Source organism: Myxococcus sp. CA033 (assembly GCF_013336625.1).
GTDB classification, from domain to species: Bacteria; Myxococcota; Myxococcia; order Myxococcales; family Myxococcaceae; genus Myxococcus; species Myxococcus llanfairpwllgwyngyllgogerychwyrndrobwllllantysiliogogogochensis.
This window is the reverse complement of sequence record NZ_JABUMU010000003.1, coordinates 143,959-157,384: the sequence shown is the minus strand read 5'-3', so window position 1 is coordinate 157,384 and position 13,426 is coordinate 143,959. Positions and strand designations below refer to the sequence as shown.

Below are 13,426 nucleotides of genomic sequence, written 5' to 3'. Positions count from 1 at the left end.
TGGGCGACGTGGCGCTCCCACCGGAGGGTCGTTGTCTCGCGGCGCGAATTGGCTTCGTCTCACGCTCGCGCGGAGGTCTCGACGTCGGTGTCCTCTCAAGGGCGCCCGCGGTCGGCTCGCGCGGATGGAGGAGAAGTCCCGATGAGGTACCGGCGTCGTTTCCTGGGGATGGTGTGTCTGCTCGCGAGTTGTTCCTCCGCTCCGGGCTCGTCGGAGCCAGCGGGGGAGGCCGCATCCCCGCTCGTGAGCACCTGGGAGGCCTGCTCGCGGACCGCCGTGTCGCTGGGTGTCACGGCGGTGGAGGAGACACCGTTCTCGCCACCCCTGGCCCCTGGCCCGACGGGCCTGGTGTTCAGCGTGGACGACGGCGTGCGAGGTCGCGAGCCGTGGGTGAGCAACGGCGTGCCGGGAGCGGGGACCCGACTGCTGAAGGACCTCGTTGTCGGAAGCGGGAGTTCGGACCCCCGGTGGTTCACGCGGGTGGGGACTCAGGTGTTCTTCGCCGCCACGGACCCGGTGGCGGGGCGCGAGTTGTTCGCGACGGATGGCACCACTGACGGCACCCGACGCGTGAAGGACATCTGGCCCGGCGCGGTGGGCTCGTTCCCGACCGAGCTGTTCGCGTTCAAGGGGCTGCTCTACTTCACGGCGGGAGACCCGGTGCACGGGCGCGAGCTGTGGCGCAGCGACGGCACGTCCGCGGGCACGTTCCTGGTGGAGGACCTGGAGGTGGGGACCGAGGACTCGTCTCCGTCCCAGCTCACCCAGGGAGGAGATGGCGCGCTGTATTTCCTGCGCTCGGCGCTCAGCACCTTCACGTTGTTGATGCGCACGGAGGGCGGCCCCGGCGCCGTGGAGGTGTTCCGCACGCCGAGCGACCAGGGCATCCCGAGTCCGCTGACGCCCGTGGGCCGCAAGCTGTTCTTCGTCGAGGGCGGCGTGCACGGAGGCGGCGGCTCCCACGGCAGGAGCGGGACGTTGATGGTGACGGACGCGGGCGCGACGCCGGTGATGCTGGGCCAGTTCGGGATGGTGGGAGAGCTGGCGGGGGTGGACGGGAGGTTGCTGTTCGGCGCCTCACCGCACATGGCCATCGAGGACATGGAGCTGTGGCGCAGCGACGGCACCCCCGCGGGCACCACGCGGGTGGAGGACATCCGCCCGGGACCCGAGGGCTCGTATCCCGAGCACTTCGCGGTGCTGGGCAACCAGCTCTTCTTCGCCGCGAATGACGGCGTCTATGGCGTGGAGCCCTGGGACAGCGACGGCACGGAGCAGCGCACGCGCCTGTTCGGAGACCTGGAAGCCGGAGCGGGCAGCTCGTTCCCGAGCGAGCTGACGACGCTCGAGGACCTGCTCTTCTTCGGCGCGTCCATTCGCAACCGGGGCGCGGAGCCGTGGGTGGGCGACGGGGTGCGCATCTCCACGGTGTCCCTGACGGAAATCGCGCCCGGGCCGCTCTCCTCCAACCCGAGGAGTTTCACGCGCTCCCAGGACCATGCGTTCTTCACCGCCGAGGACAACACGGGCGTCCGGCGGCTGTATGCCCTGCTCATCCGGCCGGATGGGGGGTGTCCTCCCTGAGCCGGTGAGTCCAGGCGGGCACGGCGGCACCGGGACGTTGTAGACAGGGGGCATGGCCCTTCCGTGGGAGAACGGTGCCCTCCGTGGCACGCGGGTGCGGTGTCCGGGCTGCACCCGCTTCAACACGCCCGGCATCCGGTGTCCCAGCTGCGCGTGCGGCCCGGTGTCGCCCGAGCACTACGGCGCCGCGCGCATGCTGCTGCACGCGGGCGTGGACCGCTTCTCGGTGGTGGGGCGACTGGAGGCGCTGGAGCCCTCCCTGTCCTGGCAGTTGGAGTCCCAGTACGCCGCGCGGTGGGCGGACGTGCTGCGCGTCGTCGCGGACGTGCGCGAGTGCCAGCCCTTCCTGACGCTGCCGGACTTCGCGGAGGACGCCGAGGACCGCTGGGCCGAACAGCTCCCGTGGACCCAGCCGCCCATCCCTGAATCCTCCTCCGATGAGGATGACGAGGACTTTCTGGCGGCGATGTTCCAGCGCAGCCAGGCTCCCGAGGTCCGCCAGCTCGCGGCGCTCGCCAAGGTCCAGCTGAGACAGGACACGCGGGACATGTTCTCCACCGTCCTGTCCTGTCTGTACCAGGAGGGACGCGCGGCGATGGAGGCCGCGCTCGCCCTGACACGCTGGCGGGTGTGGAGCCGCACGCGGTTGCAGCGGCAGCAGCGCGAGCTCATCGAGCGCCACGCGCGCGACATCTTCGCGGGCTTCCCGGAGCACACCGCGCGCGCCGCGGTGGCCTGGGTGCGCGCCACCGGCAAGCCGCCCGAAGTGGACCTGCTCTTCGCGCTGCGCGAAGGGCTGCGCTCTCCGGACGAGGACCTCCGCTTCGAGTGCGCGCTCGTGCTCCGGGACGAGCCGGGGCTGCTCGCCGCTCTGGACTCGGAGGACGCGGAGGTGGTGACGGAGGCGCGGGGGGCGCTGGCGTCGCTCGGCTCGTCGGCGCTGCTTGAGCGCCTCCGCGAGACAGGGGACGCGGCGTTCGTCCGGGATGTGCTGCGACGACTGCCCTCACGGCCCACGCTGGAGGTGTTGGACGCGGTGCTCGCCGTCAGCGCGCGGGAGCCGGATGCGCTCGCGGACGCGGTGCAGTCCTGGGCGCGCAACATGCCCTTCGAGCGCCTGTCACCAGAGGTCCAGGCCCGCTGGGGAGCGTGGGCTCGCGACACCCTGGGCACGTGGCCCGCGCGCAACGTGATGCGGTGGCTGGAGTGGGCCACCGAGGAGCGCGAGGCCCGGGCCACGCCGGCCGCGCGCGCGTTCCATGACGCCGCCGTTCGAGCCCTCCGCGTCGCGCCCTCCTCCGAGCGCGCGGAGCTGGTGAGGGCGGGCGCCTTCACGAGCCTCCTCGCGCTGGGCGATGTGGAGGAGCTGACGCTGGTGCACTCGTGGGCGCGGGACGCCGCGTGCGCGAAAGAGCTGCTGGACCTGCTGGTGTCGCTGCCGGGGCGGCTGGACCGCCTGGCGCCGGAGCTGGGGCGAGGCCGCTCGGCGCGGCTGCTGATGGCGGCGTGGGAGCGGCCCGCGCGCGCGGCGGTGCTGGCCCCGCTGGTGAAGGCGGTGCGCTCCTGGAGCGGCATCTCCGGCCGTGAGGAGCTCATCGACGCCGTGTGGCTGCGCTTCCAGCGCCACCCCAGCGAGCGCGCGGAGCTGCTGGCCGCCTTCACGCCCTGGCGACAGGAGCTGTGGGAGCGCCAGCTCGCGGCGGAGCCGGACGCCATCGCCACCTTCGAGGCGTGGTGGCGCGCGGACTCGCAGCTCCAGCTCCCGGGGCTGGTGGGGTGGCTGTTGGGTGACGTCCCCGCCCAGACGCTGGCCGAGCGGCTCCCCTTCGTCTGGGCGGCCGCGGAGGCGCGGGTGGATGCGTGGCCGCGCTCCACCTCGCACGCGGTGTCCTCCGCGTCCGCGCCGCTCAACAATGCGCTGCGCCAGGGGCACGACTTCCTCATCCCCGACGTGGAGCGCTTCATGGCGTGGCTCCCGGACTTCGAGCGGCGCGTGCGCGAGGCGCCCGTCGCGGAGGCCGAGTCCAGCTACCACCGGGACCTGCTGGAGGACATCCACGTCGACGTGAAGATGATGGGCGAGTACCTGGAGCGTCGGCGGGACGAGGAGGAGCGTCGGCGCCAGGACGAGCTGAGGCGGCGCGTGGAGGAGTCCCGACGCAGGGACCAGCAGCGGCAGATGGAGCTGGCCCAGCTCGAGGCCGACCGCATCCGGCAGGAGCAGGAGGATCACCGCGCGCGGCTGATGAGCGCGGTGGCCCAGATGGGAACGCCCATGTCCCCGGAGCGGTGGTTCCAGTCCAGCCCCCGGGTGGATGCACAGGACCTGGACACGGAGGTCATCCTCCCCGGGGCGACACTGGGCACGCTGCTGGAGTACGCGCGGGTGCTCAAGGCGATGAGCGTGTGTGGCAACTCGCTGGAGGTCTTCGAGGCGCGCGGCCTGTCGATTGGCGACTGGAGCACGGAGGCGCAGGCCTGGATACAAGCGATGATGCGGCGCCCGGAGCTGAGCGTGCGCTTCGCGCAGCTGCTGACGGCGCCCTGGAACTGAGCGCCGCCAGTCACCCCGCTTGAAGCCTCCGCTACTGCGCGGAGGAGCCGCCGTCGAGGACGAACTCCGAGCCCGTCATCAGCTTCGACTCATCGGACGCGAGGTACACGACGGCGTGGGCGATGTCGTCCGGCTCGCCCAGGTGCCCCAGGGGGATGCTGCGCCGCATGCCCTCGCGCGCCTTGTCGGGCATTCCGCTGGCTTCCATCAGCGCCTTCACCATGGTCGTCTCGACGAAGGTGGGGTGGATGGAGTTGCAGCGGATGCCGTAGCCCTGCTGCGCGCAGTGCAGCGCCACCGACTTGGTGAACATGCGCACGGCGCCCTTGGCGCTGCCATAGGCGGGCAGGGTGGGCACGCCGATGAGGCCCGCCAGCGAGGAGATGTTGATGATGGAGCCCCTGGCGCCACACTGGCGCATGGCGCGGATGCCGTGTTTGCAGCCCAGGAACGTGCCGTCCAGGTTGACCGCGTGCACCAGCCGCCACTCCTCCAGGGAGAGGTTCTCCACGTCCTTGGGGATGCCCAGGCCCGCGTTGTTGACGAGCACGTCCAGCCGGCCGAACTGCTCCAGCGTCGTGTCGATGGCGCGAATCCAGTCCTCCTCGCGGGTGACGTCCAGCGGGAGGAACAGACCCATGCCCTCGCCCAGGGACGCGGCCACTTCGCGCCCGAGCGCCTCCTGGCTCGCGCGGTCCGTCACCACGACCTTCGCGCCCTCGCGCGCCAGCATCCGCGCGGACGCGCTGCCAAGGCCCCCCGCCGCGCCGGTGATGAGTGCCACCTTGCCTTCCACGCGTTTCATCGTCGTGTGCCTTTCAGGGCTGCGAGTTGGAATCAAACCGGACCGTTGGGCGTGAGCAGCACCTTGCCGCCCCGTCCACCTTCCATGGCGCGCGCCAGGGCTTCCTGGATGGCGTCCAGCGAGAAGGTGCCTTCCACCGCCGTCTTCAGCGTGCCGTCCGCCAGGAGCTTCGACAGCCGGGCGTAGGTCTCGCGCTGGTGCTCGCGCTCGGCGCGCTTCAACCACAGCACCAGCCAGAAGCCGCGCAGGGTGACGTCCTTGAAGATGGTGGCCGCCGCCGACAGCTTGGGGCCCTTGCCGCTCATGACGCCGTAGTTGACCACCGTGCCACCGGTGGCGAGCGAGTCGCCGAGCCGCCGCGTGGAGTCGCCGCCCACGCCGTCGATGGCCAGCCGCACCTTCGCGCCGCCCGTCGCCGCGCGCACCCGCTCCGGCAAATCGTCCGTGTCCGTGAGCACGACATCCGCGCCCAGCGCGAGCAACTCCGGCGCCAGCTCCTCGCGGCGCACGACGTTGAGCGTCTTGTAGCCAGCCTGCTTCGCCAGGGTGATGAGGTAGCGGCCCACCGCGGAGTTGGCCGCGTTCTGGAGCACCCAGTCTCCGGACTGGAGGGTGACGAACTCGCGCAGCATGATGTCCGCGGTGGGCGGGTTGACGAACAGCATGGACGCCTGCTTCACGTCCGTGCCCTTGGGCACCGGCGTCAGTCCCTCGGCGGGGGCGACCAGGTGGGTGCGCCATGTCCCCGAGCCCAGCGGCAGGAAGACGACGTCTCCCACCTTCACCGCCGAGGAGTCCTTCACCTCCACCACGCGGCCCACGCCCTCGTTGCCCGGCACCGCCGGCAGCTTGGGCAGCGAGCCGTACTGTCCGGAGAGGGTGAGCACGTCCGAGGGATTGATGGGCGCGGCCAACACTTCGATGCGGACCTCACCCGACTTCAGCTCCGCGTCGGGCTCCTCCACCACCTCCACCACTTTCAACGGGTGCCCGAACTTCGAAAACCGGACCGCTTTCATGTGTTGCTCCGTGTGCGCGCGGGAAATCGGGCCCTCACCCTAGCGACCTTCGGCGCCGGAGCCGAGCACGCACTCCGCGTCGCTCGGGCAACCGGTGCTCCGGGGTGGGGGGACCAGGCTCGGATGTCCACCGGCTGACTCGGGAAGAGGGAGGTGGCCGCCGTGCGGCGGACGGCCCTCGCCATCCCGTGGGGGGCTGTCCACCTTCCACGGTGACTCGGGGCGCAGGGATGGTGAGGAGGCGACGGTGAGCAACGCGCGCGGGGAAATGACCCTCGGCCGACCGATGGATGCCGCGATGGCGGTGCCTTCGGTGTCGGGGTCCTGGCGACGAAAGGTGACGGGGCTGCTGCGGCCCGTCTTCGCGGTGGCCGGACTGGGGATGCTGGCGCTGCTGGTGCGAAAGGCAGGGCCCCAGGAGCTGGGCGGGGTGCTGCTGGCCGCCGCGCCCTGGCTGCCGTGGGTGGCGCTGCTGGAGCTGGGACGTCAGGGCATGGACGCGCTCGCGACGCGCGCCTCCTATGGAGCCAGGGCGGAGCACGTCCCGCTGAAGGTACTGGCGCGCGCGCAGCTCATCGGCACGGCGGTGTCCAGCATGGCGCCCGCGGGCCGCGCGGCGGCGGAGGCGACCAAGGCGGCGCTGCTGTCGCCCCACATGGGAGGCGCCACGGCCACCGCGGCGGCGGCCACGTCGCAGGCGGCCTCGCTGGCGGCGGGAGGGCTCATCTCCTTTCCCTGCGCCGTGGCGTCCTTCCTGCTGACGGGCTGGTCCGCCTTCACCCTGGCCATGCTGGGCCATGGCGTGGTGCTGGTGGTGGCCTCCACCGGCCTGCGCGCGTGCATGCGCGCACGCAAGCCCTGTGCGTGGCTCGCGCGCCGCTCCCAGCGCTGGGCCCACCACACGGAGCAGTTCCGCGTGACGGCCTGTCACGGCACCCTGCTGCCCTGGGGCCCCGTGCTGGCCTTCCTGGGCAGCCGCACGCTGCAGGTGGCGCAGTACGCGGTGCTGACGCACGCGGTGGGCATCGACACGTCGCTGGTGCAGGCCCTCTTCTCGCAAGGTCTCTACCTCTGCGCGCTGGCGGTGGGCTCTCTGGTGCCCGGGCAACTGGGCGTCAGCGACGGCGCCTTCGCGCTGGCGGCGGGCGTGTTGGACACCACCACCGCGCGCGCCATGTCAGTGGCGCTGCTGAGCCATCTGGTGCAGCTCGTCTTCGTCGCGGCCGGCGCGCTCACGCCGCTGGTGTGGCGGGTGCGCCCGGCGCCTCGGCCGGCTTCACCTTCACCGGTGTACCGTTGAAGGCGGCGTTGCCGCTGAGCAGGTCCACGGCGCGGTCATCCGTCAGGTCGTTCTGACTGATGCCCGCGTGCTCGGCGGCGATGCGCTGGCCCGTGCCCTGACGGCGGTGGCCGTAGCCGTGCGGCAGGCTCACCACGCCTCGCATGACGTCGTCCGTCACCGCCACCGGCACCGTCACTTCGCCCACGCGCGAGGTGACGACGGCGGCCACTCCGTCGACGAGGCCCAGCCGCGAGGCATCCTCCGGGTGCACCATCAACGTGCAGCGCGGCTTGCCCTTCACCAGCCCCGCCACGTTGTGCATCCAGGAGTTGTTGTCGCGCAGGTGTCGCCGGCCGATGAGCAGCAGCTCCCCGTCGCGCGGCTCACAGGCGGCGCCCTCCGGGAAGGTCTCCCGCAGGCGGCGCACGTCCGCCATCAGCGGCGCGGGCGCCAGTTGGATGCGCCGGTCCTTCGTCTGGAGCCGGCCCAGCAGACACGGTTGGAGCGGGCCCAGGTCCACGCCGTGCGGGGACGCGCGCAGCTTCGCCAATGACAGGCCGTCGCGCAGTGGATGGAAGCGGGCACCGTAGGGCCCCATGCGCAGGCCGATATCCAGCACCCGCTCCGGCCCCATCCGCGTGAGGGCCTGGTACTTCAGGGTCTGCCGCAGCGAGGGCCGGCCCCGGCGCAGGTTCTCCAGGCGGTGCTGGAGCGCCAGGACGACCTGCCAGTCCTGACGTCCCTCCGGCCCGGGCTGGAAGAGCGGCGGCGAGTACTTGGCGGTGTTGCGCACCGACAGCACGTGGAAGGCCACGTCGTAGTGGCCGCGCTCCAGCGGGGAGACGGGCGGGAGGATGAGGTTTGCGTGGCGCGTCGTCTCGTTGAGGTACGGGTCCAGGCTCACCATGAAGTCCAGGCCCTCCAGCGCGCGCTCCAACTGCGGACCGTTGGGCGTGGAGAGCACGGGGTTGCCGGCCATGGTGACGAGCGCGCGGATGCGGCCCTCGCCCGGGGTGAGCATCTCCTCGGCGAGCACGGCGGCGGGCAGCTCTCCGCCGACCTCCGGCAGCCCGCGCACGCGGCTCTTCCAGCGGCCGTAGCTGCCGCGTCCGAGCGCCATCGCCTTGGGCCCGCCGACGACGTCGAACGCGGGCTGGGTGAACATGGCGCCGCCCTGTCGGTCCAGGTTGCCCGTCACCGTGTTGAGGACGTTGATGAGCCACTGGCACAGTGAGCCGAACGGCTGGGTGGACAGGCCCATGCGCCCGTAGCAGACGGCCTGCTCGGTGGAGAGGAAGTCGCGGGCGATTCCGCGCAGCGTGTCGGCGGGCACGCCGGTGTGGGGCGCCACGCGCTCGGGCGGGAAGTCGCGCGCAAGCTCTCGCACGGCCTCCAGGCCCTCCAGGTGCGCGGCCAGGTGGCTTGCGCGCGGCGTGTTCTCCACGAGCACGACGTGCAGCAGCGCCAGCAGCGCGAGCGCGTCCGTGCCGGGGCGGATGAAGATGTGGCTGTCGGCGATGGCGGCCGACTCCGTGCGGCGCGGGTCCACGACGATGAGCTTGCCGCCGCGCTGCTGAATCGCGCGCAGCCGGGCGCGGATGTCGGGCGCCGTCATCAGGCTGCCGTTGGACGCGAGCGGGTTGGCGCCCATGACGAGCAGGTACTGTGTGCGGTCCAGGTCCGGGATGGGCGTGAGGAGCTGGTGGCCGAACATGAAGTACGACACGAGCTGGTGGGGGAGCTGGTCCACCGACGTGGCGGAGAAGCGGTTGCGTGAGCGCAGCGCGCGCACCAGCTCCGGGCCGAACACCATGTTGCCCAGGTTGTGCACGTTGGGGTTGCCCAGGTACGAGGCCACCGCGTCGCGTCCGTGCTCCTTCTGCACGGCGTGGATGCGTTTGGCCGCCTCGTCGAGCGCGTCATCCCACGACACGCGCTCCCAGCCCGTCGCCGTGCGACGCATCGGATGGCGCAGCCGGTCCGGGTCCTCGTGCAAGTCCTTCAGCGCCAGCGCCTTGGGACACACGTGGCCCCGACTGAACGGGTCCTCGTCGTCTCCTCGGATGGCGGTGATTTTCTCGCCCTCCAGCTCGATGCGCAGGCCGCACATGGCCTCGCACAGGTTGCACGTACGGAAGTGGACCCGGGACGTAGCCGTCGCGCTCATGCGCGGCACTCTACATCGCCCATGACAGCGCCAATGCCTGTCAGCGCCGCGTTTCGCTCTGCGGATTCAGGGCTGACGGTGGCGGCAAGCACATGAAAGGATTGCGGCGAGAGGGGAACAAATGCGCCGAATGTGGTCGTGGGTCGTTGTCGCGGTGATGTCGCTGTCGTCCGTTTCGCTGGGAGCCCAGGGCGACGAGGTGAAGGGCGACGGGGACGAACAGGGCCGGACGATTCGCTTCACCAAGAAGGACGCCGTGGTGGGGGAGTCCGAGGAGCAGCGGCTTCGCATGGAGATGACGCAGGAGTTCTCCGTCACCGCGCCGGAGATGGAGCCGGAGTCCATCTCGCTGAAGAGCGCGATGGTCCAGAACCAGGTCCTCACCACGCTCGCGGCGAAGGGGCGCATCGTCACCCAGCGGAAGATTGCCTACGGCGAAGTGCAGGACGTGACGAAGGACGGCAACGGCAAGGAGACGCGCGAGGTGGCCGCCGTCAGCGGCAAGAGCTACCTGGGGGAGTTCAAGAAGGGGCGCATCGCGGTGACGGACCTCGATGGCATGGCCGTGACGAAGCAGGTGCGGGAGATGGTGGTCTCGGACCTGGAAGGGCTGGGCGAGGAGGACCCCATCGTCGCCGCCTTCCCCGAAGCGCCGCTCAAGATTGGCGACAGCGTGGAGCGCGTCGCCAAGGCGTTCCAGGACAGCCTCCAGAAAGGCGGCGGCGACGACGGGGTGGTGTTCAAGGACACCCGCATCCAGCTCTCGGAGATTCGCCACGAGGCGCGCGGGCCCGTGGGCGTCTTCACGGTGTCCACCACGCTGGAGGTCCCCGCGGACGAGGAGAGCCCCGTGGCGATGTCCGTCACCTACCAGGGAACGATGAACATCCTGGCCGCCGGCATCGTGCTCACCAGCTTCTCCATGGCCGGGCCCCTGAAGCTCACCCCGACTCCGGAGCTGTTCGAACTGGGCATGCGCGTCACGGGCAAGGGCGACTCGCGCCTTGTGCTCACCACCAAGGTCTTGCCACCCCCGCCGAAGAAGTGACGACACGGCGCGTCAGCGGCGTGGCGAAGGTGTGACGGGAATGGTCCGGCGCGCCGCATGAATGGCTGGTTGCTCCGCGGAGTGGCGAAGGCGTGACAGGGCGCTGACAGAGAATGGGCAGGGTACGTGGTTAGAGGGTTCACATGTTCCTGCACGCGCTCGGCCACTTCCATCCGCCCAACCTCCTGACCAACGCCTTCCTCGAGGAGCTGGGGCTCGAGACCTCGGACGCGTGGATTCTGGAGCGGGTGGGCATCCGCTCCCGTCACACGGTGCTGCCGCTGGAGTACCTGCGGGAGACGCGCAACCGGGACGTGCGGGCCGCTCAAGAGGCGGCCCTCTTCAGCAACGCGGAGACCGGGGCGCGGGCGGCGCGGATGGCGCTCGAGCGCGCGGGGCTGAAGCCGTCCGACATCGGCCTCGTCGTCGCGGGCGGCTGCAGTCCGGACGAGTGCATCCCCGCCGAGTCCAACCGCGTGGCGCAGGTGCTGGGCATCGACGCTCCGGCGGTGGACCTCCAGAGCGCCTGCTCCTCGTTCTGCACGCAGCTGCACTTCCTCACGGGCATGCGGCCGGAGCGCCTGCCGGACTACGTGCTCGTGGTGAACATGGACAACTCCACGCGCGTCGTCGACTACACGGACCGCTCCAGCGCGGTGCTGTGGGGGGACGGCTCGGCGGCGGCGGTGCTCTCTCCCCGCGTGCCTGGGCGGTGGCGAATCACCGAGACGCGGCTGGCGGGAGACCCATCGGGCGCGGACAAGGTGCGGGTGCCGCGCATCGGCCACTTCACCCAGCACGGCGCGGAGGTGCAGAAGTTCGCCATCCGCCGCGCGGGCGAGACGTTCCTGGATTTGCGCGCCCACTACCTGGCCCAGCACCCCGGCAAGGGCAACGAGGACGTCACCTTCATTGGCCACCAGGCCAACCTGCGCATGCTGGAGGCCGTCCAGCGCCGCTGCGAGGTGCCCGAGTCCCGCCACCGCTTCAACGTCCACCTCCGGGGCAACACCGGCGCGGCCGGGGCTCCAGGCGTGCTGAGCGAGCACTGGGACGACGCCTCCCTGGGCGACGCGGTGGTGCTCAGCGTCGTCGGCAGCGGCCTCACCTGGGCCGGCGCCCTGCTCGAGCGCACCAGCGCCGGCACCCCCTGACCCCCCCGCCTGGCCGGCCCGGATGCCCGGAACCCGACCTGTCATGAAGCCTGCTGCCCCGCACGTCGGAGAGCACTGGTATGTTCTCCAACGAGCGTCATGGCCCTGAATCACCCCGACATCCCCCTCCTGCTCCCGACCTGGTGCCCCGGCGGTCCCTCCGTGGGTTTGACACCGGGCGTGGGCTGGGACTCACCGGCGGTCTTCTCCGTCCACCAGACCACAGGGGCACGGACGGATCTGCTGGCGGTGGGGCGGGGGCGTGTGCACCTATCCCGGCACCGTACTCGGACGGGGCGGGGGTCGGACGCATGAGAGAGCAGGCGTGGCGGAAGAGCGCGCAGTGGCTCGTGCTGGGGTTGGTTCTGGCGACGGGCGTGGCGCAGGCAGGGCAGAAGCAGGTGGGCGGGGTCCGCATGCCGGACTCGATGACGCTCCAGGGGCGCACGGTGGAGCTCGCCCACATGGAGCTGCACAAGCGCTTCATCTTCAAGGTCTACGTGTGGAGCCTCTATCTGGAGGACCGCCCACGCAGCGCGTCGGAGGCCATCGCCTCCAACTCCGTGAAGCGGCTGCACTTCCGCTTCCTGCGCGACATCACCCGCTCGCAGCTCGTGGACAGCCTCCGCAACGGCCTGAACCGCAGCGCGGAGCTGCGCGAGGGGCCCTTGTCCCAGCAGCTGGGCGTCATGCTCGACTCCATGCGTGACGTGGAGAAGGGCGGGGACCTCATCATCACCTACACGCCCGGGGGCGGACTGGAGATCGGCGGCGCGGCCAGCGGCGGCGTCTTCATCCCCGGCAAGACGTTCGCCGACGCGCTCTTCTCCGTCTGGCTGGACGTGCACCCCATCTTCCCGCGCTGAGGGCCGCGCCGCCGTGGCCCCCCTGGCCCACCCGCCAGGGCGCCGGGCTGGCGAAATGCCCGTGTGGGTTCTTCCTGACCTTGGCGCTCCCGAGCAGTAAGGTGGTGCTCCAACCATCGTTGTCGGGAGAACCCATACATATGCGGACACGGCTGATTCTGGCGGCATTCGTCGCGCTCTCCACGGGATGCGTTTCGCAGGGCAAGTTCGACGCGAAGGCCCTGGAGGCGGAGCAGCTCACCAAGGGACTCACCGACGAGAAGGGTGCTCGCGAGGCCGCCGAGGCCAAGGTGAAGGAGCTGGAGGAGAAGATCTCCGCGCTGGAGCAGGAGAAGACAGCGCTGGAGACGCGGCTGACCACCTCCGAGTCTCGCCTCACGGCGGGCGCCGCCGAGCGCCGCGCGTTGCAGGAGCAGAACGCGCAGCTGGCCGCGCTCAATGACGAGCTGGCGCGCAACTCCAAGAAGCTGGCGCAGGCGAAGGAGGAGCTGGAGAAGAAGAGCTCCGAGTACGAGAACCTGGCGCAGAGCCTCAAGTCGGAGATTTCGGAAGGCAAAATCGAGCTGTCCGAGCTCAAGGGCCGCATGACGGTGCAGCTCAAGGACAAGATTCTCTTCGCCTCCGGCTCCGCGCGGGTGGGCAAGGAGGGCGTGGCGGCGCTGAACAAGATCGCCGACGCGCTCAAGACGGTGCAGGGGAAGATTGTCCGCGTGGAGGGCCACACAGACGACGTGCCCACGGGCGGCGGTCAGTTCCCCACCAACTGGGAGCTGAGCCTGGCGCGGGCCATGGCGGTGGTCCGGGCGCTCCAGGACGCGGGTGTCGACCCGACGACGTTGTCGGCGGCGGGGTACGGCCAGTACCAGCCGATCGCCGCCAATGATTCGCCGGAGAACCGCAGCCTGAACCGGCGCATCGAAATCGTCCTCGCGCCCAAGTTGTGAGAG

The 13,426-nt window shown here is 70.8% G+C and carries 10 protein-coding genes; 7 read left to right on the top strand and 3 right to left on the bottom strand.

The annotated features are described in order from the left end of the window. Positions 1-141: 141 nt before the first annotated feature. On the top strand, positions 142-1,584 hold the full coding sequence (locus HUA78_RS10940) for an ELWxxDGT repeat protein (protein WP_174476243.1): 1,443 nt from the start codon (positions 142-144) through the stop codon (positions 1,582-1,584). 52 nt (positions 1,585-1,636) lie between these two features. Then, positions 1,637-4,138: a hypothetical protein gene (locus tag HUA78_RS10935; protein WP_174476242.1), complete on the top strand. Its 2,502-nt coding sequence runs from the start codon at positions 1,637-1,639 to the stop codon at positions 4,136-4,138. A gap of 31 nt (positions 4,139-4,169) precedes the next feature. Here HUA78_RS10935 and HUA78_RS10930 read toward each other — a convergent pair whose 3' ends face one another. After that, positions 4,170-4,943, bottom strand: a complete 774-nt coding sequence (locus HUA78_RS10930; protein ID WP_174476241.1) for a glucose 1-dehydrogenase — start codon at positions 4,941-4,943, stop codon at positions 4,170-4,172. A gap of 32 nt (positions 4,944-4,975) precedes the next feature. After that, positions 4,976-5,962 carry a zinc-dependent alcohol dehydrogenase family protein gene (locus tag HUA78_RS47490; protein WP_174457317.1) on the bottom strand — a complete coding sequence of 329 codons (987 nt, stop codon included), beginning with the start codon at positions 5,960-5,962 and terminating at the stop codon, positions 4,976-4,978. A 247-nt stretch (positions 5,963-6,209) separates the two neighbouring features. Between HUA78_RS47490 and HUA78_RS10920 the strand changes: the two genes are divergently transcribed. Then, entirely contained in the window at positions 6,210-7,262 is a 1,053-nt protein-coding gene (locus HUA78_RS10920; protein ID WP_371745547.1) for a lysylphosphatidylglycerol synthase domain-containing protein, read from the top strand. Here the strand turns inward: HUA78_RS10920 and HUA78_RS10915 are convergent. Continuing rightward, a complete protein-coding gene (locus HUA78_RS10915) occupies positions 7,195-9,411 on the bottom strand; it encodes a molybdopterin oxidoreductase family protein (RefSeq protein WP_174476240.1) in 2,217 nt (738 codons plus the stop codon). The two genes, HUA78_RS10920 and HUA78_RS10915, sit on opposite strands and share 68 nt — an antisense overlap. Before the next feature lie 121 nt (positions 9,412-9,532). Here HUA78_RS10915 and HUA78_RS10910 point away from each other — a divergent pair, with 121 nt between their 5' ends. The 4 genes from HUA78_RS10910 (at position 9,533) to HUA78_RS10895 (ending at position 13,423) form a co-directional block, all read left to right on the top strand. Next, positions 9,533-10,459: a hypothetical protein gene (locus HUA78_RS10910; RefSeq protein ID WP_174476239.1), complete on the top strand. Its 927-nt coding sequence runs from the start codon at positions 9,533-9,535 to the stop codon at positions 10,457-10,459. A 143-nt stretch (positions 10,460-10,602) separates the two neighbouring features. Further along, positions 10,603-11,613 carry a 3-oxoacyl-ACP synthase III family protein gene (locus HUA78_RS10905; RefSeq protein ID WP_174476238.1) on the top strand — a complete coding sequence of 337 codons (1,011 nt, stop codon included), beginning with the start codon at positions 10,603-10,605 and terminating at the stop codon, positions 11,611-11,613. Between the two features lie 311 nt (positions 11,614-11,924). Next, positions 11,925-12,479 carry a chalcone isomerase family protein gene (locus HUA78_RS10900; RefSeq protein WP_141640984.1) on the top strand — a complete coding sequence of 185 codons (555 nt, stop codon included), beginning with the start codon at positions 11,925-11,927 and terminating at the stop codon, positions 12,477-12,479. A gap of 140 nt (positions 12,480-12,619) precedes the next feature. Next, positions 12,620-13,423 (top strand): OmpA family protein, encoded by an 804-nt coding sequence (locus HUA78_RS10895; RefSeq protein ID WP_174457313.1) that lies wholly within the window; start codon positions 12,620-12,622, stop codon positions 13,421-13,423. The last annotated feature ends 3 nt before the right edge of the window (positions 13,424-13,426 follow it).

Coding starts and splice junctions, on each gene's coding strand:
- HUA78_RS10895 (WP_174457313.1), top strand. CDS start 12,620: ATGCGGACACGGCTGATTCTGGCGGCATTCGTCGCGCTCTCCACGGGA.
- HUA78_RS10935 (WP_174476242.1), top strand. CDS start 1,637: ATGGCCCTTCCGTGGGAGAACGGTGCCCTCCGTGGCACGCGGGTGCGG.
- HUA78_RS10910 (WP_174476239.1), top strand. CDS start 9,533: ATGCGCCGAATGTGGTCGTGGGTCGTTGTCGCGGTGATGTCGCTGTCG.
- HUA78_RS47490 (WP_174457317.1), bottom strand. CDS start 5,962: ATGAAAGCGGTCCGGTTTTCGAAGTTCGGGCACCCGTTGAAAGTGGTG.
- HUA78_RS10930 (WP_174476241.1), bottom strand. CDS start 4,943: ATGAAACGCGTGGAAGGCAAGGTGGCACTCATCACCGGCGCGGCGGGG.
- HUA78_RS10900 (WP_141640984.1), top strand. CDS start 11,925: ATGAGAGAGCAGGCGTGGCGGAAGAGCGCGCAGTGGCTCGTGCTGGGG.
- HUA78_RS10905 (WP_174476238.1), top strand. CDS start 10,603: ATGTTCCTGCACGCGCTCGGCCACTTCCATCCGCCCAACCTCCTGACC.
- HUA78_RS10940 (WP_174476243.1), top strand. CDS start 142: ATGAGGTACCGGCGTCGTTTCCTGGGGATGGTGTGTCTGCTCGCGAGT.
- HUA78_RS10915 (WP_174476240.1), bottom strand. CDS start 9,411: ATGAGCGCGACGGCTACGTCCCGGGTCCACTTCCGTACGTGCAACCTG.